A 20332-nucleotide genomic window follows, 5' to 3' on the forward strand; every position below is an offset into this window, starting at 1 on the left:
TACCCGGGCAACATAGCTAACCCTATCCCTGACTAAACTGGCGGAACAGCGCCTTCCCTTTCAGCAAACGCAGCCCCAGCCAGCCGCCGCACAGCGACAGCAGTATCGCCCCGCAGAGCGGCAGCATTACCCACAGCCGCCAGTCCGGAGACCACGGGAAGTCAAAGATTTTGCTTTGCAGCAGCGCCAGCGCCACCTCAGCGCCAATCGCCGCCACGACGCCGGACACCACGCCCAGCAGCGCGAACTCCGCCCACAGCGTGGTGCGCAGCAGAGACTTCCCGGCCCCCAGCGTGCGCCAGACCACCAGCTCCTGATAACGCTGACGCATCCCGACCTGTACCTGCGCCAGCAGCAGCAAAACGCCGCAGGCAGTGACCAGAATCACCATCACCTCAAGCGCGCGGCTTACCTGGGTCAGCACCTGGCCAATCTGCTGCAAAATCGCGCCGATATCCAGCAGGCTGACGGTGGGGAATTCGCGGTTGAGCTGCGTGAGCATCCCGTTGCCGTTATCCCAGCGGAAGCTGGTCAGCCAGCTTTGCGGCTGGCCGTCGAGCGCCCCCTGCGGGAAGATAAAGAAGAAGTTCGGCCGCAGGCTCTCCCAGTCGACTTTACGCACGCTGGACACCTTCGCGCTAAAGTCCTGAGTATCCCCGGTAAAGGTCACGCTATCGCCGAGCTTGACGCCCAGACGCTGCGCCAGCCCCTCTTCAATCGACACCTCGCCCGCCTTCGGCGGCCAGCTACCGGCAACCAGCGGATTATGATCCGGACGCTCGCGGCTCCAGGTGAGGTTAAGCTCCCGGTTCAGGGCTTCATCTTTATTGCCCTCCGTCACCTGACCGTTAATTTGCGTCAGGCGGGCGCGCACGATGGGGTAGAACTCGGTGGCGCGGGTCTGATGTTCGGCGAGGAAGGTTTTCACCGGCACCACCTGCTCCGGCGCAATGTTAATCAGGAAATAGTTAGGACTTTCCGGCGGCAGCTGCTGCTGCCAGCGATCAAGCAGATCGCCGCGCAGCACCAGCAGCAGGGCCAGCAGCATAAACGACAGCGAAAAGGCCGCCAGCTGGCTCAGGGTAGACCATGGCTGGCGCAGCAGACGGTTCACCGCCAGGCGCAGCGGCAGCGCTTTTAACGTCAAACGCTTCAGCAGCCACAGAACGCCCCATCCCGCCAGGCCGCACACCAGCGCCAGCACCACGGCGCCCGCCAGCACCGCCCATAGCAGAGGGCTGCCGCCCATCAGCAGTGCCAGCAGCGCCACCACTACCGCGCACACCACGGGAACATAGAACTTGAGCGGCCAGACGTTAGCGACGACATCCTGGCGCAGCACCCGCAGCGGCAGCGTCGCCAGCAGCAGTCGATAGGGTCGCAGCCCGACCAGCAGGGAAATCACCACCATCGCGCCGATCGCCCACAGCCACGGCCAGCCGCTCGCCGCCGGCAGCGCCGCCGGGAGCACCGGCTTAAGCATCAGCAGCAGAATATGCTCCAGCCCGACGCCCATCGCCCCGCCGGCGACCACCGCCAGCGCCAGCAGCATCAGCCACTGGCCGACAATCAACCTGCGCAGCTGCGCCCGCCCGGCGCCGAGGGTTTTGAGGATCGCCACCAGATCGTAACGACTGCGGCAGTAGTGGCTCATCGCCACCGCCACCGCGGCGACCGCCAGCAGCAGCGTTAACAGCGCCGACAGCAGCAAAAACTGCTGCGAGCGCTCCAGCGATTTACCCAGCGCGCTGTCGTCCTGCTCCAGGCCGATCCAGCGGTGTTCAGGCCCCAGCTTCGGCAGCAGCCACTTTTCGTAGTCCGCCAGCTGCTGCGGGGTTCCGGCATACTTATAGCGCCAGGAGACGCGGCTCCCGGGCTGCACCGCGCCGGTCTTCGCCACGTCTGCGGTATTCATCATCAGCCGCGGCGCCATCTGGAAGGGGTTAAATCCGGCATCCGGCTCCTGAATCACCTCGCCGGCGATGCGCAGCGTGGCGTCGCCCACGTCGATGGTGTCGCCGGTTTTCAGATTCAGCAGCGCCATTAATCGCGGCGCCAGCAGCACCGTGCCGGCGTGCGGCTTCAGCCCCGGCGGCTGGGTCTGCAGCTGACCATATAGCGGATAGGTGTCGTCAACCGCTTTGACGTCCGCCAGCTGCGGCGTATCGCCGGAAAACGTCATAGTGGCGAAGCTCAGCTGTTCGCCGACGGTTAAGCCAAGGCGACGCGCTTCGTCAATCCAAGCGCCCGGGACTTCGCGCGAGCTGCGCAGCGTGCGGTCGCCGGCCATAAATTCCCGGCTCTGCTGGCTGAGTCCTTTCTCCATGCGGTCGCTTATCGAGCCCAGCGCCAGCACGCAGGCCACCGCCAGGCTCAGCGCCAGCCAGACGATCAGCAGCGACGGCGAACGCCATTCGCGCCAGAACCAGCGGGCGATCATGCTTCCTCCCGCAGCTGGCCATCCACCAGCCGCAGCCGTCGGTCGCAGCGCGCCGCCAGCAGCGGGTCGTGGGTGACGAGGATCAGCGTGGTGCCGTGCTCGCGGTTCAGCGAGAACAGCAGGTCGGCGATTTTATCCCCAGTGTGACGGTCGAGGTTGCCGGTGGGTTCATCGGCGAACAACAGCTCCGGGCGGCCGTTAAATGCGCGCGCCAGCGCGACCCGCTGCTGCTCGCCGCCGGAGAGTTGTACCGGCAGGTGATGCAGGCGTTTGCCCAGCCCCAGTTGCTCCAGCAGCGCCCGGGCGCTGCCGCGGCTCTGGCTGTCGCTTTCGCCGCGCAGCAGCGCCGGAAGCTCAACGTTTTCCAGCGCATTGAGGGTGGGGATCAGCATAAAAGATTGAAACACAAAGCCGACGTGCTTAGCGCGCAGCTTCGCCCGCGCCTCTTCGTCCATCTGGTGCAGCGGTTGTCCGAGCAGCGAAACCTCCCCGCTGCTGCCGTCGTCCAGCCCGGCGAGGATCGCCAGCAGCGTCGATTTACCGGACCCCGACTCGCCAATCAGGGCGATGGTCTGCCCCTGTTTGACAACCAGCTCAACTCCGGTAAGGATGGAAAGCTGATGCTCACCCTGACCGACGGATTTCTTAAGATGATGAACTTCAAGTATGTTTTCCGCTGGCATTTGCCTTTCCTGTTTCTGGTCCTGTTTACCTGCCGCGCGATGGCGGCCGACACGCTGTTGGTTCTCGGCGACAGTCTGAGCGCCGGTTATCGCATGGCGGGAAATACCGCCTGGCCTGCGCTGCTTAACGATAAGTGGCAGACCAAAACGCCGGTGGTCAACGCCAGCATCAGCGGCGATACCTCGCAGCAGGGGCTGGCAAGGCTGCCGGCCCTGCTTAAGCAGCATCAGCCGCGCTGGGTGCTGGTAGAGCTGGGCGGTAACGACGGGCTGCGCGGTTTCCCGCCGCAGCAGACGGAGCAGACGCTGCGTACCATTATTGAGCATATCAAAGCGGCGAACGCCCAGCCGCTGCTGATGCAAATTCGCCTGCCCGCCAACTATGGCCGCCGTTATAATGAAGCCTTTAGCGCAATTTATCCGGCACTGGCCAAAGAGTTTGATATTCCTCTGCTGCCCTTTTTTATGGAAGAGGTTTATCTGAAACCGCAGTGGATGCAGGACGATGGAATTCACCCTAATCGCGACGCCCAGCCGTTTATCGCCGACTGGATGGCGACGCGTTTGGCTCCCTTAGTTAATCATGACTCCTGATAACAGCGAGTCATTTGCAGGTAAAGTTATGCAAAAATCGGTTTTAGTTACAGGATGTTCCAGCGGAATTGGTCTTGAAAGCGCCCTTGATTTAAAGCGCCAGGGCTTTAACGTGCTGGCCGCCTGCCGCAAAGCGGAAGATGTCGCACGGATGCAGGAGCTGGGGCTGACCGGTGTGTTGCTGGATCTTGACGATCCGCAGAGCGTTGAACGCGCCGCCGCCGAGGTGATTGCCCTGACCGACAACCGCCTGTACGGCCTGTTTAACAACGCAGGCTACGGCGTCTACGGCCCGCTGCCGACCATCAGCCGCCGGCAGATGGAGCAGCAGTTTTCCGCCAACTTTTTCGGCGCCCATCAGCTAACGATGCTGCTGCTTCCGGCAATGGAGCCGCACGGCGAAGGGCGTATTGTGATGACCTCATCGGTGATGGGAATTATCTCCAGCCCCGGCCGCGGCGCCTATGCCGCCAGCAAATTCGCGCTGGAAGCCTGGTCCGACGCGCTGCGCATGGAGCTGCGCCACAGCGGAATTAAGGTCATCCTGATTGAGCCGGGCCCGATCCACACCCGCTTCACCAACAACGTCAACCAGACCCAGGCCGATAAGCCGGTGGAAAACCCCGGCATCGCCGCCCGCTTTACTCTCGGGCCGGAAGCGGTGGTGGAAAAAGTGCGCCATGCTTTTGTCAGCGATAAACCGAAGCTGCGCTACCCGGTCACTCTGGTGGCGCATGCGGTCGCCCTGCTGAAACGCCTGCTGCCGACCCGCGCGATGGACAAAATTATCCAGGGCTAAGTTGAAGCGCCTGCCGTCGCCCCCATATATCTATACAAATATCGATTAAAGAGACTTGCTCATGTCCGCACAGAATATTGTCAATATTACCGAAGCTAACCTACACCAGACGCTACAGCAGTCCGCGACAACGCCGGTGCTGTTCTATTTCTGGTCCGCGCGCAGCCAACATTGCGAGCAGCTGACGCCGGTACTGGAGAGCCTCGCCGCCCAGTACAACGGCCTGTTTACCCTCGCTAAAGTTGACTGCGATGCCGAACAAATGCTGGCTTCGCAGTTTGGCCTGCGCGCAATCCCTACGGTTTACCTGTTCCAGAACGGTCAGCCGGTCGACGGCTTCGAAGGCCCGCAGCCGGAAGAAGCGGTGCGCGCGCTGCTGGATAAGTTCCTGCCGCGCGAAGAGGAGCTCAAAGCGCAGCAGGCGCTGGCGCTGATGGAGGAAGAGAACTACGCCGAAGCGCTGCCGCTGCTGAAAGACGCCTGGCAGCTGTCGAACCAGGAGAGCCAGATTGGCCTGCTGCTGGCGGAAACGCTGATTGCCCTGCACCGTTCCGATGAAGCGGAAACGGTGCTGAAAACCGTGCCGCTGCAGGATCAGGATACCCGCTATCAGGGGCTGGTAGCGCAGATCGAGCTGCTGAAAAAAGCCGCCGACACGCCGGAAATTCAGCAGCTGCAGCAACAGGTAGAGCAGAACCCGGAAGACGCGGCGCTGGCCTCCCAGCTGGCATTACAGCTGCATCAGGTTGGGCGTAACGAAGAGGCGCTGGCGCTGCTGTTCAGCCATCTGCAAAAAGATTTAGGCGCCGGAAACGGCGAGGTTCGCAAGATGCTGCAGGAGATCCTCTCCGCACTCGGCACCGGTGACGCGCTGGCCGCGAAGTACCGCCGTCAGCTCTACTCTCTGCTGTACTAATTGCAACAACCCCGGCTCGCGCTGCGCTTAGCCGGGCTACAGGCTCACCGCCACCTGCGGGCGGGTAGCCCGGGTAAGGCGTTTACGCCTCAACCCGGGATACAGGTTCACCGCCGCCTGCGGGCAAGTAGCCCGGGTAAGGCGTTTACGCCGCAACCCGGGGAAAGGTTACGCGCGTTTTTTCAACTGCGTCACCACCAGCTGATGGCGAGCATTAAAGAACTTCAGGTAGGTCAGATACCCGGCGATAATCGTTGACAGGCTGGCGGTCGACAGCAGCATAAACGTCACCATAATCTGGTACTTAATCGCTTTTACCGGATCAATCCCGGCGAAAATCAGCCCCGACATCATCCCCGGCAGGCTCACCAGCCCCACCGTTTTCGCCGAATCTACCGTCGGGATCAGCGCGGCGCGAATGCTATCGCGGATAAGCCTTGCGGAAGCCATCTTCGGCGTCGCGCCCAGGCTCAGCTTCTCCTGGATCTGCTGCTGCTCGCTGCTGAAACGCTGCCCCATGTTGTTGTAGCACAGCCCGACCGCCACCATCGCGTTACCGGCCACCATCCCGGCAATCGGAATCACCTGCATCGGCACAAACGCAATCGATCCGGAAAAAACCAGCACCGCCAGGGTTAATCCGGCGCCGGTGGTTATCGCGATAAACGAAGAAACAAAGGCTTTATCGATATATTTGCTGCGCTTTTTCGCATTCCACGCCGCGTTAAAGCAGATAAACAGCACCATCAGCAGCGTCAGCACGGCGTGATTAACGTTAAAGATATATTTCAGCACGTAGCCGACGATAATCAGTTGCACAATCGCCCGGCAGATACTCCAGATAATATCTTTTTCCAGCGCCAGCTTTTCCCGGTAGCTGACCACGATCGCCACCAGCACCAGAACCATGGAGAGCGCCAGCGATTCGTTAGTAATATTATGCCCGTTCATTTTTTTTCTCCTCCTGCGCTTTTCCGCCGGCAGGCTTTAGGGTAATCACTTCATCCGCATGGGCAATTTCATTGCTATCGTGAGTGACCCACAGAACGGCGATATTTTTTTCGGTCGTGTAGCGATGGATAATCTCATTCACGTTTTTTTTATTGCTCTCGTCCAGCGCGCTGGTAATTTCATCGAGCAGCAGCACCTGCGGTAAAAACTGCAGATTGCGAATCAACGAAACGCGCTGCTTTTCCCCGCCCGAAAGTTCATTGATTGACTTTTCCAGCGTATTCTCCGCCAGCCCGAAGCGCAGCAGATCGGCGACCAGCGCGTTGGGATCCGGCTGTTGATGACGGATCTGCCACGGGAAGACCAGGTTGTCATACACTGAATCGCCGAACAGCGCCGGGGTTTGCGCGCAGTAGGAAACCTGCTGACGATAGGTTTCCGGGGTTAAGTCATTAATGTTTTTACCGGCGAAGAAAATGCTTCCCGCGGTGGGGCTCAGCAGCGAAGCGATTATTTTTAATAACGTGCTTTTTCCGCAGCCGGAAGGGCCGGTAATCAGCTTAAATTCCCCTGCCCTGAGCTGAAAACTCATCTCATTAAGGATGGTCACTCCATCGGCCTGAAAACCCACATTATCCAGGCGCAAAATAGCGTTACTTTCGGTCATTATTATTCCCAGTTTTTCGACAACGCCTCTAGTTTACTCCACTTTTCTTTCACCCGGATGCGCGGAAAGATATACTCTGGTTAAACGCGCGCCACTCTCCCGGCGCATCAACAGGCAACAAGACAGGAGGTTTTTGATGCTGATTTTTATCCCCATTCTTATTTTCGTCGCGCTGGTTATCGTCGGAGCGGCGGTAAAAATCGTTCCTCAGGGCTACCAGTGGACGGTAGAGCGCTTTGGCCGCTATACGCAAACGCTGCAGCCGGGGATGAGCCTGGTGGTGCCCTTTATGGATCGTATCGGGCGCAAAATTAATATGATGGAGCAAGTGCTCGATATCCCTTCGCAGGAGGTGATTTCGCGCGATAACGCCAACGTCACCATTGATGCGGTGTGCTTTATTCAGGTCATCGACGCGCCGAAAGCCGCCTATGAAGTCAGCAACCTCGAGCTGGCGATCATCAACCTGACCATGACCAACATTCGTACCGTGCTGGGCTCCATGGAGCTGGACGAAATGCTCTCCCAGCGCGACAGCATCAACACCCGCCTGCTGCATATTGTCGATGAAGCGACCAACCCGTGGGGCATCAAAATCACCCGCGTTGAGATCCGCGACGTACGCCCACCGGCGGAGCTTATCGCCTCAATGAACGCCCAGATGAAAGCCGAGCGAACCAAGCGCGCCTATATTCTTGAGGCCGAAGGGATACGTCAGGCGGAAATTTTAAAAGCCGAGGGCGAGAAGCAGTCGCAGATCCTCAAAGCCGAAGGCGAGCGTCAGTCGGCGTTTTTACAGGCAGAGGCGCGCGAACGTTCCGCGGAAGCGGAAGCGCGCGCTACGCAGATGGTCTCATCCGCTATCGCCTCCGGCGACATTCAGGCCATCAACTACTTTGTCGCGCAGAAATATACCGATGCGCTGCAGCAAATTGGCGCGGCCAACAACAGTAAAGTGGTGCTGATGCCGCTCGACGCCAGCAGCCTGATGGGCTCCATCGCCGGGATCGGCGAGCTGCTTAAAGAAGGCGCTGGCGCGCAGAAAAAATCATGATCGCGCTGATTCTCGCCCACCCGCATATTTTCTGGCTCAGCCTCGGCGGGCTGCTGCTGGCGGCGGAAATGCTCGGCGGCAACGGTTATCTGCTGTGGAGCGGCATTGCCGGCGTCGTAACCGGGCTACTGGTCTGGATGCTGCCGTTGAGCTGGGAGTGGCAGGGTACGCTGTTTGCCGTCCTGACCCTGCTGGCGGCCTGGCTGTGGTCGCGCTGGCTGCGTAACCGCGTTAAGCGCCAGAAGCCGGCGGACGCTCAGCTTAATCAGCGCGGGCAGCAGCTGCTTGGCCGCCGCTTTACGCTGGAAACGGCGCTGGTTAACGGCCGCGGACACGTTCGCGTGGGCGACAGTTCATGGCCGGTCATTGCCGATGACGACCTCGCGGCGGGCAGCAAGGTTGAAGTGGTCGCCATCGAAGGCATCACCCTACATATAAGAGCCGTATCACAATAATAACGCCACAGGACATCCGTCATGGTCAGGAAGACAGCGTTTACCCTTTCGCTCTGCGCCCTGCTCGCGGCAGCCGCTCAGGCATATGCTTCTGCTGATATCGAAGATTGCTCGTGGAGCGACCCGCTATGCCTGCTAAAAGGCGACCCAATCCTCACCCCGGGAAACGATTCTCGCGATAATCTGTTGCGCCTGCTGAGCGAAGCGAAATCTTTCGCCCTGCCCGTTCAGGCCATTCCCGCTGATGTCAGCCGTACCCGCGATGTTTACTTCGCCTGGCATCCTGAGTGGGATAGCGCGTCGCTTCCTCCCGCGCCGCCGGCGCAACGCGAAGATGAAACCTTCATCCAACAAATGGCGGCGCTGAATATCGATCCGGCGCAGGTCATGCCGGCCGATTCGGCTGAACGGCTGGGAACATCCGACTATGAACTGGAAAACCGCTTTGTCAGCAACACCCTTGCCGCCGTCAGCCAGTTCAACGCCGCCCTGCTCGCCGCGCCCTCTGTGACCCCGCAGCAGCGCCATGACCTCGCGCTGGCGCGGCTGAAACTGTTTTATGGCGCCAATATCACCGCAGTTGCTGATATCCTTAATAGCTTCCCGGCAGATGCGGACGCCGACTTATTCGCTTATTACCTTTCCGGTATCGCCCACTTCTACGGCGGCAATTACCCCGCCGCGACCCACGATTTCACCCTGTTGCTGGAGAGTCAGCAGCCCTGGCTGAGCGAGACCGCGCAATATATGCTGATGCGCACGGCGCTCAACAAAAGTAGCCAGAACAGCGTCGGGCAGTACGGCGATTTTGATATTGCGCGGATCAATCGTGATGATGCCGCACAGGCGCAAAAAGAAGCTCAAGCCTATTTGCAACGCTGGCCCGCAGGGCTTTATGCCGACTCCGCGCGCAATATGCTGCGCCGCATTAACTGGTATCTGCAGGCGTGGCCGCAGCTGGCCGGACTCTATGAGCAGGCCTTCCGGCAGGCTGCCGACGCCGGGGAGCTGCGTAGACTGGTGAGTGAATATGATAATGTCTTCGGCATGCCGTTCTACGCGCAGCCCGTTCTGGCAGCATTCCCGGACGCGCTGCAGGTCAGCTATGTCGAACTTCTCCGCGCCCTGCGCCTGAATGCTGACAATAAGCCAACCTTAACCCAGACACAGCTTGACGCCAGCAAAGCGGCGTTTGAGAAGAGCGGAAATCTGCCGCTGTGGCGCGACCTGCAGCTGCAGCTGTGGAGCGCGACGGGCAACGATGCCGCCATCCTGCAGGCTGTCACGCCGGCGAAAACGCTGCCGGCGAATGATATTCTCGCCTTCAGCGAACAGGTCCTTTACGGCGAAGCGCTAATGGGACAAACACAGTGGCCCGCGGCGCGCGATTTTTGGCAGCAGCTGCTACAGCTTAGCCAAAACCCCGAGCAACAGCAGTATATCCAGGCAAAACTGGCGGCAACGCTGGTCTACAGCGGTAACGCGGCGGCTATCTTTGCCGCCGATAGCCCGGTGACCAATCTACGCTTTCGCTCCCGAGTGCTGAAAACCCAGGCCTCGCCTGAACTGCTACGCCAACAGGCGGCCAACGGTCCCAATAACGAAGAACGTACTGTCGCTCTGCATACGCTGCTGGTGCGGGATCTCACGGAAAGCCGTTTCAGCGACTGGCTGAACGACAAAAAGCTCGCCACCGCCATTACCCAGCCGGTAATTAGCGAGGCCTTTAACGACGTCAACCTTAGCAGCTTCGACTGGGATGGCGAGGCGGCCGAAGCCGGTTATGCCTGCCGCAGCCTGGATGACACCGTCACCGTGCTCAGTAAAAACGCCGATGATGCCCATGCGCTTAACTGCCTGGGCGAGTTCTTCCGCACCACGCGGACGCATGTTGATCTGTGGAAAGACCACGCCGGCAACGATATGCTCGAGGCCGCCATCAACCGCCAGCAGCCTCTGGGACAGTACGATCGCCAAAGCTATTACCAGCAGATTATCACCTCGCCGAAAGCGGAGCCGGAAGATAAAAGCTATGCGCTCTATCGGGCGATTCTCTGTTACGCCCCCTCCGGTAGCAACGAATGCGGCGGCGAAGATGTCGAAAAACTGCAGCGTAAGGGCTGGTTCACGCAGTTGAAAACGCAGTATCCGGGAAGCCCGTGGGCGCAAAAACTCAAATATTACTGGTAATCGCGCTGCTGTCCGGGTCAGCGCAGGCGGCAGAGCGCGTGGATGCGCACCAGCATTCCGCCTTCTGGCTGTGGTCCGGGGTGAAAGCCAGCAACGATCTGCAGAACGCGCAGACGGTGTATCTGCATCAGGGCGAGGTGCTGACGCGCGCGGGCGAGGTCATATTCCAGCGCCTCGGCCTGCCGGTCAGCCGCCTGACGTTTCCCGCAATCTGGCTTACCGTCCGGTTTACCACACTTGATGTACCACAGACGATTGTGCCGCGGATCGTACGCCTGATGCAGCGCTGGCGGGCGGCTGGCAATCAGGTGGTTGGTCTGCAGGTTGATTTTGACGCAGCCACATATCAGCTCGCCGACTACGCCCAATTTTTGCAACAGCTACGCCAGCAGCTGCCGCCAGAGTTCGCGCTGGGGGTAACGGGACTGCTGGACTGGGCTAAAACCGGCGATATTGCCACACTGAACGCGCTTGCAGTTGATGAACTGGTGGTGCAAAGCTATCAAGGACGCCGCACGGTGGCGAATTATCAGGACTATCTCCCCGCGCTCAGCCGGCTGCGTATCCCGTTCAAACTCGGGCTGGTGCAAAACGGCAGACGCGATCGGCAGGCGGAAATGCAGCTGAATGACTCCCCCTACTACCGCGGCACGGTGGTCTTTATGTTCAACCCGACGCGGCGTTAAGCCTGCACCTTGCGGTGACAGCAGCCTGAGAGATTATCAATGATCGGGCAATCCGCGCTGTCATCGCCGGGGCAGGAGTCCGCCAGCGCCAGCAGCTGCGTACGCATGCCCTGCAGCTCGCTGATATGCCGCTCAATTTCCGCGACTTTCTCCAGCGTCCGGCGTTTCACGTCGGCGCTGTGCCGCGAGGGATCGTTGAACAGGAATATCAGCTCGCGACACTCTTCCAGATTAAACCCCACCTGGCGCGCCTGGCGCAGCAGGGTCAGTTCATCCAGATGCTGCTGGCTGTAGCTGCGGTAGCCGTTTTCGCTACGCAGCGGCGGCGTCACCAGCCCCTTCTCCTCGTAAAAACGGATCGCTTTGCTGGTTAAGCCGGTCTTTTTCGCCACATCGCTAATATTCATCTTTCCCCCTTGACCTTCCCCTTGCTGGAAGGTTTAACCTTGTTAATACTCGATGAAAGAGTGTGTTCGGTCAATCATTAACCGGAAATTTATTCAGGAGTTATGTATGTCTACCACTATCGACCTCGTGCTTGATGGCCTCTCCTGCGGCCACTGCGTTAAACGGGTGAAAGAGAGTCTGGAGCAGCGTCCTGACGTTGAGCAGGCGGAAGTCACCGTTACCGAAGCCCACGTCACGGGCAGCGCCAGCGCGGAAGCGCTGATTGAGACCATTAAACAGGCCGGATACGGCGCGGAGCTCAGCCACCCAAAGGCTAAACCGCTGGCAGAATCATCAATCCCGCCGGAAGCGCTGACAGCGGCCACCTCTGAGCTTCCGGCAGCCCGTGACGAAGATGACAGCCAGCAGCTGTTAATCAACGGCATGAGCTGCGCCAGCTGCGTATCCCGGGTACAACACGCGCTCGCCGCGGTGCCGGGCGTCTCGCAGGCGCGGGTCAACCTGGCGGAACGCACTGCGCTGGTGATGGGCAGCGCGTCCGCCGCAGAATTAGTCCAGGCCGTAGAGAAAGCGGGCTACGGCGCGGAAGCTATCGAAGACGACCTCGAACGCCGAGAGCGCCAGCAGGAAACCGCCGTCGCCACAATGAAGCGCTTCCGCTGGCAGGCTATCGTCGCCCTGCTGGTTGGTATTCCGGTCATGGGCTGGGGAATGATCGGCGACAATATGATGGTCAGCGATGATAACCGCTCCCTGTGGCTGGCTATCGGTGTTGTCACCCTGGCGGTGATGATCTTTGCCGGCGGCCATTTCTACCGCAGCGCGTGGAAAAGCCTGAAAAACGGCACCGCGACCATGGATACGCTGGTGGCGCTGGGTACCGGCGTCGCCTGGCTCTATTCAATGAGCGTCAACCTGTGGCCGCAGTGGTTTCCGATGGAAGCCCGCCACCTTTATTATGAAGCCAGCGCGATGATTATCGGTCTGATTAACCTCGGCCATATGCTGGAAGCCCGCGCGCGCCAGCGCTCTTCGAAAGCGCTGGAAAAACTGCTCGATTTAACCCCGCCGTCAGCGAGGGTGGTCACCGACGAAGGCGAAAAAGATCTGCCGCTGGCTGAGGTTCAGGCGGGAATGATCCTGCGTCTGACCACCGGCGATCGCGTACCGGTCGACGGGGTCATTAGCCAGGGCGAAGCCTGGTTCGATGAAGCGATGCTCACCGGCGAGCCGGTGCCGCAGCAAAAAGGCGACGGTGACCCCGTTCATGCCGGGACCGTAGTGCAGGACGGCAGCGTACTGTTTATCGCCAGCGCCGTCGGCAGTCAAACCACCCTGGCGCGCATTATCCGCATGGTGCGCCAGGCGCAGAGCAGTAAACCTGAAATCGGCCAGCTGGCGGACAAAATCTCCGCCGTGTTCGTCCCGGCTGTTGTGGCGATAGCCCTGTTCAGCGCCGCAATCTGGTACTTTTTTGGCCCGGCGCCGCAAATTGTCTATACCCTGGTGATCGCCACCACGGTGCTGATTATCGCCTGTCCGTGCGCCCTGGGGTTGGCAACGCCGATGTCGATTATCTCCGGCGTGGGCCGCGCGGCGGAGTACGGCGTACTGGTGCGCGACGCCGATGCGCTGCAGCGTGCCAGCACCCTCGATACGCTGGTCTTTGATAAAACTGGTACCCTGACCGAGGGTAAACCGCAGGTGGTGGCGATAAAAACCTTTACCGCCATGGATGAGTCCACCGCTCTGCGTCTGGCGGCGTCTCTGGAGCAAGGTTCCAGCCATCCGCTGGCGCGCGCCATTCTCGACAAAGCCGCTGACCAGCGCCTGCCTGCGGTAGAAAACTTCCGTACGCTGCGCGGGCTGGGGGTCAGCGGCGAAGCCGAAGGCCGCCGTCTGCTACTCGGCAACCAGGCGCTGCTTAATGAGCACAAGATTGCAACGGCTGAAATAGAAGACGACATGACCGCCCAGGCGTCACAGGGTGCCACGCCGGTGCTGCTGGCGGTGGGTGGTCAGGCGGCGGCACTGTTCGCCATCCGCGACCCGCTGCGCGAAGATAGCGTGGCGGCATTAGCCAGGCTGCACCGCCAGGGCTATCGTCTGGTGATGCTGACCGGAGATAACCCCACCACCGCCCACGCTATCGCCAAAGAGGCGGGCATTGATGAAGTGATTGCCGGAGTGCTGCCGGACGGGAAAGCCGATGCGATTAAGCGCCTGCAAAGCGAAGGGCATCAGGTGGCGATGATCGGCGACGGTATCAACGATGCGCCCGCGCTGGCGCAGGCCGATGTGGGGATCGCCATGGGCGGCGGCAGCGATGTCGCCATTGAGACGGCAGCGATTACCCTGATGCGCCATAGCCTGAACGGCGTTGCCGATGCGCTGGACATCGCCAAAGCCACGCTGCGTAATATGAAGCAGAACCTGCTGGGGGCATTTGTTTATAACTCGCTGGGCATTCCGATTGCCGCCGGGATCCTGTGGCCGCTGACCGGAACGCTGCTCAACCCGGTGGTGGCGGGCGCGGCCATGGCGCTCTCTTCGATTACCGTCGTGAGCAACGCCAACCGCCTGCTGCGCTATAAGCCCAAAGAATAAGGCAGCCTCTGGCTAGGGCGAAAACAGGCTTCTCCTCTCCCCCTTCGGGAGAGGGGAAGCCTCAGCCGATCTATCTATTCGAACTCGCGGCCAGGATGCGGAAGCGGATAATCAAAATCGACCTTGATCGGTGCCGCATAGCGGCTATTCCACAGCTGGCTGTAAAGCGCGTCCACGCGCGCGGCCATCGACGCATTATTCAGCACCAGCTCAAGGTTGCGTGAGTTATCGAAATAGCCTCCGCTCCAGTTGCTGGTTCCGATCCACGCCGTCGTACCGTCGATGGTCATCAGCTTACTGTGTACCACCCTGGCAAAGGGGATAAACCCTCGGCTGGCGGGAGGTATGGTCACCACTTTTAGCTGAACGTTTGGCACCAGAGAGAGACTCTTCAGCCAGAATACCTCCGGCTTTTTCAGGTTCCAGTTCGCCACCATCAGCTCCACCTGTACGCCGCGGGCTGCCGCGCTGCGCAGGGCGTTATCAATGGGCGCATAAAAGGGCCGGCTTCCCTTTTCTCCCCACGCCAGCGGCGCATAGTCCATCACCTGCACCCGGATCCGCGATTTGGCGCTCGCCAGCAGCCTCGGCAGCGCCACCTGCGAATCTATCACCCCGCTCGGGTTATAATCGCGCGGGCTGGCAACCAGATAATTGCCCTGCGGGGCCGACGCTACCGCTTGCCGCGGCGGCTTCGGTACCGTCTTACCCTCCGCCAGCAGAGCTTGCGCCTGCCAGTCCTGATCGAAAATAGCCTGAATCTGCTGCACCGTTTGCGGATCGCTGATGCGCAGACCGGTCTCCTGGATCTGTTCCAGCGCGCGCCAGTCAAAATTCTGGCTACCGACAAAAGCCTCTTTGCCATCCACCAGCAGATACTTGGCGTGAACAATACCGTCGGTCAGCCGATGGAACGGGATCACCCTCAGCTCCAGATTCGGGATCGCTTTCAGGGCCGTCAGCGTTTCCGGCGTTGAAAGGCCCACGCCCTTCTCCTCCATCAGAAAACGAATTTTTACTCCACGCTCCCCGGCGGCCCGCAGACGTGCCAGAACCCCATCCAGCAGAGAGCCTTTTTCATTCGCCACATAAAACTGCGCCAGATCGATATGGCTGCGCGCCGCATCGAACATCTGCTGCCAGACTTCGGCGGCGTGACGTAAATCGTTATCCTGTAAGGTGGTTTCCTGCGGCGCGTTATACACCAGCTCGTAGCCGGGTATAGAGAACGCCGCCCATACCGGATGGCTTAACAGCATCCAGCTCCCCGCCAGCACGCTCATCAGGCGGCCAGTTGGCCACCCGCATTGACTATGTTCAGGCATAGCGCTGCGCCTCGTGGCCTTCCCAGCGTTTGCCGCCCTGCTCCGGACGGCTGACCGGGCTGCCGGCGCGGATCAGCAGCACCTTCAGCAGTTCGTTGATTCGCTCCATGCGGCTTTGCAAATAGTTATTGCCCACCAGGCACAGCAGCGCAATCGCAATGCCCAGGCCGGTGGCGTACAGGGCGGTTCCCATACCCGCAGAAACCATGCTGGCATCGGAGACGCCGGAGGCGGAAAGGGCCTTAAAGGTATCCATAATACCGAGGATCGTCCCCAGCAGGCCCAACAGCGGCGCGGCGGTGACAACAGTTTCAAGCATCCACAGCCCACGCGACATCTGCGGTTTGCTGAGCAGATACTGAGCGTCGATCAGATCGCTCATCGCCTCACGGTCTTCCGCCGTCTGCTTTTTCTCCAGCACCGGCAGAATGAGGGTCAGCGGGAGGCTACTGCGGCCGGTCAGCGATTCCGGCAGATCCGACGCGCGACGAACGTCCGGCGTCAGCGCCTTTTCAAAGCGCAAAGCCTGACGCTGGGCCCACGAAAAATAGAGGCCGCGTTCAACCAGTATCACCACGGCGATCGCCAGCGCGGCGTACATAACGTAGAAAATAATATCGTGAATCAGATTGGCATCCATCAGAGTGCCCTCCGGTTAATTAAAAGGTTGCTTCCAGCGAGACGCTAAAGGTGCGCTCTTCGCCAACGTTGTAGTACGGGGTACTGGCCTTCACGCCGTCGTAAGCCGCCGCGTTAAAAGTCGTCGAGCGGACGGAGGTCAGGTACTGTTTATCGAACAGGTTATCGATGCCAAAGCGCAGGGTGGCGCTTTTGACAATCTTTTTATCCACCGGCAGATGCACGCCCGCGGCGACATCAAAGACCGTGCGCCCGCCGATTTTTTCGTCGTTGGTCAAATCGCCGTAGAACGAACTGACGTATTTGCCGCCGAAGCTGCCGTAGTAGAGACCATCGTCATAGCCCAGCGACGCGTTAAGCATGTTTTTCGGTACGTTTGGCACCGTTTTGCCCGCCGTTGGCAGCGGATGTCCGCCGTTGCTCACAATGTCGTCTTTTTGTTCGGAATGGGTGTAGGTATAAGAGGTGTAGTAGTTGAAGTTGTACGGCAGCTTACCGCTCCACTCCAGCTCCAGACCTTTACTCTCCACGCTGCCGATGTTCATCATTTCGTAGTCACCATCCGCATTGGTGGTCGAAATCTGCCGGTCGGTATAGCGCATATAGAACAGCGTCGCGCTCAGCAACATATCTTCGCGCTGAAAACGCCAGCCCAGCTCATGGTTCCAGCTCAGCTCAGGTTTGGTGCTGATCGAATCGCCGACGTTGTAGAGCACGTAGTTGGGTGGTGTACGCATGTTGCGCGTCAGGTTATAGAACAGCTGATTTTCACTATCCGGCTTATAGCTGATGCTAAAGTTCGGCAGGAATTCATGGTAGGTCGCCTGGCGTTTTTCCGCAGCGCTATACAGGCTGCCTTTATTATCGCCTTTACGTTCAACATACTGATAAGCCAGCCCGCCCACCAGCGTCCAGTCCGGCGTCACGAACCAGCTGTCCTGAAGCCATACTTTGTGCGCAGGAGTCACCGTGTACTGGTTACGCCCCTGTACCGTATTGCCGTTCGCATCTTTAACCTGATCGGAACCGCCCGGTTTTCCGGAAACGTTCGCCGGGTTGCCATCGTCCTGAATGCTAATAAACGGCTGGGTCTGCGACTGACGCGCGCGCTCGTACCAGTAGCCAATATCCAGGCTGTGTTCGTCGTTAATATCCCACTTCAATTTCGTAGTAACGCCCGGCCGCCAGGTCTGGGTCCACGAAGGCCGGTAGTAGGTATTGGAAGTCAGGTTGCTGAGATCGTACTGTCCGGCGGTATCAGACGTATTGGACAGCACCGAGGCCGTTTGTCCGGTAAAGCTGCCGCCGTTACCCCAGTAGTAATAGGGCTGAACGGTCAACGCGAGGTTATCGCGCAGCTGTAAGCGCTGGGCAAAAGAGAGGGTGAAGGTTTCAAACGGATTACGGTTCAGCTTGTAATATTTGCTCAGTTGACCTTTGCTGTTGTAGACCGGGGTGGTCGAGTAGTCCTGACGCGGGTCTTCTTCGAACTGCGCTTTACTCAGGGTGTTATAGTTGCTGTTATCCTGACGGTTATACTTCATGATCAGGTTGCTGCTGTTGCCGTTGCCATCCTCGTACAGCGAGTTCATTTCGAACTTATCGGAATAATTACGCCCCTCCCCGCGCCATTTTTTGGCTTCAGTATGCGAGTACGAGAGCCAGTTGCTAAAACCGTTGTACTCCCCGGTCTCCAGACGAGCGAAAGTTTTGCTGAGGTTATGGCTGCCGAGCGTTTGTTTGACGAAGCCGCCAAACTCCTTTGAGGGACGCTTTGTCACAAGGCCAATATTACCGCCGCTGGAACCAATATGCGGGCCGTCAGCCTCGGAAGAGCCCTGGGTGACAAAGATCTGCTCAAGGTTTTCCGCGTCGCCCAGCAGGTTGGGGTAGACCGCATAGTTGCCCGAGTCGTTAATCGGGATGCCGTCCATCGACAGGCCGATCTGATCCGAGTTCATCCCGCGCATGGTGTAGTCGATACCGCTCAGGCCGCTGGCGTCATTGCTGTTGACGTTCATTCCCGGCGTATATTTCAGCATGTCGATAGCGTTGCTGGCGCCGGGGGCTTTTTCCATCGCCTCTTTGGTCAGGGTGGAACGCGCTTTGCCGCTGTCTTCCTGCACCATCAGACCGCCGCCGAGCGATTGCCCCTTAACGTTAATCTCCCCCACGTCGCTGCTTTCCGCCGCCAGCGAGGCCCCCGATAACAGGGCCGACACCACGGCTAACGCAATCCCGGAATAATTAAAGTTTTTCATTTCTTTTCCTGTAAAAACAAATGATTAATTAGGCTTATGGCGCCTGGTAATTAAACGTCGCGGTAAATTTTTTGCTGCTTTGTCCGGCAAAAGCCTCTTCAGGAAAGGGCTTCAGCTGGCTGATGCTTTGCAGGGAACTAAGCGCAGCGCGATTGAGCAGCATGTTCGGCGCCCTGCTGGCAATACCGGAAGCCAGCACTCTGCCGCTGCGGTCAACCTCCAGCCAGACCTCCACGTTGCCCTGCGGGCGCTCCAGCGAAGCCTGACGGCCGCTCGGGTAGCGCTTGCGCTGCTCCAGCTCCCGGCGCAGCGCCTGCAGATAGCCGTTTTCCACCGCCTGCACGTTCGCCTTCGGCGCCGGGGGAGAAGGCGGCGGGGCCGGTTTACTCACCGGGCGACGAACGGCGGCGGGCTGCGGAGCCGCGATCGCCTGCGGTTTCGGCGCGTTTTCCTTCACAATCGGTTTGGGCCTGGGTTTGGCTTTCGGTTTAACAACCGGTTTGGCCTGGATAATGGGTTCTGGCGCAGGAACGACGGGTTCAGCGACCGCCTCCGGTTCCGGCTCAGGTTGAATTTGCGGCGGTATTTCCGGCTGCGGTTCCGGGACAGGCTCCGGCTGCGGCGGTTCGGGTTCAGCCAGCGACAGTTCCATGACCGTATCGTCGTAATGCGGTTTGACCTGCAGCACTGCCTGCTGGCTGACAAACAGTAAACATCCGGCGACGACGAGGGCGGGTAGCCAGCTAACAACGTGACGTGAGCGATAAAGCAGATACATATCACTGCTTCCGTGTGGCAATGGAAATGGAGAAGAAACCACCCTGACGCAGGGTATCCATCACGGCGATCAGGCGTTCCACCGCAACATCTTTATCGCTGTTCACGATAATGGTGGTGGTTTGGTTTTCCTGCTGCTGTTGCTTCAGGGTATTGACCAGCGCATTCAGGGGCAGCGGCTGGCCATCAAGCTGCAGCTGGTCGCCGGCACCGAGGGTGATAATGGCTTTTTTTTGCGGTTTAAGCTGTTGGGCGCTGCCGGCCGACGGCAGCTGCGTTTTCAAGCCCAGAGCCGGGATCACATTCAGGCTAATCAGGACAAAGAAAACCAGTAGAAACATCATCACATCGATCATCGGGATCAGCTCGATATGGGCTTTATTCTTTTTAGGCTCACTCCAGTTACGCATGTCACTCCCCCCAAAAATTGAAGGGGCCAATATAGAAGCGTTTTGTTTATCTTTTGTTACAGATTTTTTATTTTATTATCACAATCGAGGAATATTTGAGAAAAAAACACCATAGTCATTCACGTTATAAATAGTCATTACATTGTTTTTTAAGTGATAATTAATTTAAAAACGTCATTAAAGAAATGACGAAAAAGAGAACATCAAATTTTTTTGTTATTTTCGTGACATTGCAAAACGCCTCTTCCGTCGCGCACGTTGAGTCCCCTTGCGCCCCAGCCCCCCGCGCGCTAGCATGGCTTCCTCACACTACGGAGCACGTATGGGCCTGTTAAACCGAATAAAAATGCTGTGGCAAGCCGCCGTCGGCTCGTCTTATTCCTGGCCCGCGCTGGATATCACGCTTCCCGGCGAGCGCTATCTGCACCTGGTCGGCAGTATTCATATGGGCACCCGCGACATGTCGCCGC

The 20332-nt window shown here is 59.0% G+C and carries 18 protein-coding genes and 1 pseudogene; 9 read left to right on the plus strand and 10 right to left on the minus strand.

Annotated elements, in window-relative coordinates:
• Positions 1–22 precede the first annotated feature (22 nt).
• Together ybbP and ybbA are read right to left on the minus strand one after the other, a co-directional pair.
• Positions 23–2440 carry a putative ABC transporter permease subunit YbbP gene (gene ybbP / locus HMPREF1144_RS09840; RefSeq protein ID WP_009652667.1) on the minus strand — a complete coding sequence of 806 codons (2418 nt, stop codon included), beginning with the start codon at positions 2438–2440 and terminating at the stop codon, positions 23–25.
• A complete protein-coding gene (ybbA, locus tag HMPREF1144_RS09845) occupies positions 2437–3123 on the minus strand; it encodes a putative ABC transporter ATP-binding protein YbbA (protein WP_004099723.1) in 687 nt (228 codons plus the stop codon). Before ybbA ends, ybbP begins: the two co-directional genes overlap by 4 nt.
• On the opposite strand from ybbA, the gene tesA reads away from it, so the two are divergent.
• The 3 genes from tesA to HMPREF1144_RS09860 all read left to right on the plus strand — a co-directional run bounded on the left by tesA (position 3094) and on the right by HMPREF1144_RS09860 (position 5432).
• Positions 3094–3717, plus strand: coding sequence for a multifunctional acyl-CoA thioesterase I/protease I/lysophospholipase L1 (tesA, locus tag HMPREF1144_RS09850; RefSeq protein WP_014228230.1), 624 nt, complete (start codon positions 3094–3096; stop codon positions 3715–3717). The genes ybbA and tesA overlap by 30 nt on opposite strands.
• Positions 3707–4516 (plus strand): SDR family oxidoreductase, encoded by an 810-nt coding sequence (locus tag HMPREF1144_RS09855; RefSeq protein ID WP_161505845.1) that lies wholly within the window; start codon positions 3707–3709, stop codon positions 4514–4516. The genes tesA and HMPREF1144_RS09855 overlap by 11 nt, the downstream gene beginning before the upstream one ends.
• 61 nt (positions 4517–4577) lie before the next feature.
• On the plus strand, positions 4578–5432 hold the full coding sequence (locus HMPREF1144_RS09860; protein ID WP_004848408.1) for a co-chaperone YbbN: 855 nt from the start codon (positions 4578–4580) through the stop codon (positions 5430–5432).
• A gap of 168 nt (positions 5433–5600) precedes the next feature.
• Here the strand turns inward: HMPREF1144_RS09860 and fetB are convergent, their stop codons facing one another.
• Complete coding sequence (fetB, locus tag HMPREF1144_RS09865) at positions 5601–6383, minus strand: iron efflux ABC transporter permease subunit FetB (protein ID WP_004129987.1); 783 nt, start codon at positions 6381–6383, stop codon at positions 5601–5603.
• On the minus strand, positions 6370–7050 hold the full coding sequence (gene fetA / locus HMPREF1144_RS09870) for an iron efflux ABC transporter ATP-binding subunit FetA (protein WP_004848402.1): 681 nt from the start codon (positions 7048–7050) through the stop codon (positions 6370–6372). Before fetA ends, fetB begins: the two co-directional genes overlap by 14 nt.
• A 136-nt stretch (positions 7051–7186) precedes the next feature.
• Here fetA and HMPREF1144_RS09875 point away from each other — a divergent pair, with 136 nt between their 5' ends.
• Genes HMPREF1144_RS09875 through HMPREF1144_RS09890 form a run of 4 tightly spaced genes read left to right on the plus strand, consistent with a single transcriptional unit; the run spans position 7187 to position 11435 of the window.
• The gene (locus HMPREF1144_RS09875; protein WP_004129981.1) at positions 7187–8104 is read left to right on the plus strand and encodes an SPFH domain-containing protein; all 918 of its coding nucleotides are present in this window, start codon (positions 7187–7189) and stop codon (positions 8102–8104) included.
• Positions 8101–8559: an NfeD family protein gene (locus HMPREF1144_RS09880; RefSeq protein WP_009652651.1), complete on the plus strand. Its 459-nt coding sequence runs from the start codon at positions 8101–8103 to the stop codon at positions 8557–8559. The genes HMPREF1144_RS09875 and HMPREF1144_RS09880 overlap by 4 nt, the downstream gene beginning before the upstream one ends.
• A gap of 21 nt (positions 8560–8580) precedes the next feature.
• A complete protein-coding gene (locus tag HMPREF1144_RS09885) occupies positions 8581–10749 on the plus strand; it encodes a hypothetical protein (protein ID WP_009652638.1) in 2169 nt (722 codons plus the stop codon).
• A complete protein-coding gene (locus tag HMPREF1144_RS09890) occupies positions 10719–11435 on the plus strand; it encodes a DUF3142 domain-containing protein (protein ID WP_009652649.1) in 717 nt (238 codons plus the stop codon). The genes HMPREF1144_RS09885 and HMPREF1144_RS09890 overlap by 31 nt, the downstream gene beginning before the upstream one ends.
• Here the strand turns inward: HMPREF1144_RS09890 and cueR are convergent.
• The gene (gene cueR / locus HMPREF1144_RS09895) at positions 11432–11842 is read right to left on the minus strand and encodes a Cu(I)-responsive transcriptional regulator (protein ID WP_004099697.1); all 411 of its coding nucleotides are present in this window, start codon (positions 11840–11842) and stop codon (positions 11432–11434) included. The two genes, HMPREF1144_RS09890 and cueR, sit on opposite strands and share 4 nt — an antisense overlap.
• Positions 11843–11948: 106 nt before the next feature.
• Between cueR and copA the strand changes: the two genes are divergently transcribed.
• A complete protein-coding gene (gene copA / locus HMPREF1144_RS09900; RefSeq protein ID WP_009652613.1) occupies positions 11949–14450 on the plus strand; it encodes a copper-exporting P-type ATPase CopA in 2502 nt (833 codons plus the stop codon).
• 74 nt (positions 14451–14524) lie between these two features.
• On the opposite strand, the gene HMPREF1144_RS09905 is transcribed toward copA, so the two are convergent.
• Genes HMPREF1144_RS09905 through HMPREF1144_RS09925 form a run of 5 tightly spaced genes read right to left on the minus strand, consistent with a single transcriptional unit; the run spans position 14525 to position 19862 of the window.
• On the minus strand, positions 14525–15775 hold the full coding sequence (locus HMPREF1144_RS09905) for a phospholipase D-like domain-containing protein (protein WP_009652624.1): 1251 nt from the start codon (positions 15773–15775) through the stop codon (positions 14525–14527).
• Positions 15768–16415, minus strand: coding sequence for a MotA/TolQ/ExbB proton channel family protein (locus HMPREF1144_RS09910; RefSeq protein WP_004137930.1), 648 nt, complete (start codon positions 16413–16415; stop codon positions 15768–15770). The genes HMPREF1144_RS09905 and HMPREF1144_RS09910 overlap by 8 nt, the downstream gene beginning before the upstream one ends.
• 19 nt (positions 16416–16434) lie before the next feature.
• Positions 16435–18675, minus strand: a complete 2241-nt coding sequence (locus HMPREF1144_RS09915) for a TonB-dependent receptor family protein (protein WP_004848383.1) — start codon at positions 18673–18675, stop codon at positions 16435–16437.
• Positions 18676–18709: 34 nt separating this feature from the next.
• On the minus strand, positions 18710–19453 hold the full coding sequence (locus tag HMPREF1144_RS09920; protein WP_009652609.1) for an energy transducer TonB: 744 nt from the start codon (positions 19451–19453) through the stop codon (positions 18710–18712).
• A gap of 1 nt (position 19454) precedes the next feature.
• A complete protein-coding gene (locus tag HMPREF1144_RS09925; RefSeq protein WP_009652625.1) occupies positions 19455–19862 on the minus strand; it encodes an ExbD/TolR family protein in 408 nt (135 codons plus the stop codon).
• 322 nt (positions 19863–20184) lie between these two features.
• Between HMPREF1144_RS09925 and HMPREF1144_RS09930 the strand changes: the two are divergent.
• Positions 20185–20332, plus strand: a pseudogene (locus HMPREF1144_RS09930) (conjugal transfer protein TraB); the annotation flags it as partial.

It is taken from the genome of Klebsiella sp. OBRC7 (assembly GCF_000293135.1).
In the GTDB taxonomy this organism is placed as follows: domain Bacteria; phylum Pseudomonadota; class Gammaproteobacteria; order Enterobacterales; family Enterobacteriaceae; genus Klebsiella; species Klebsiella michiganensis.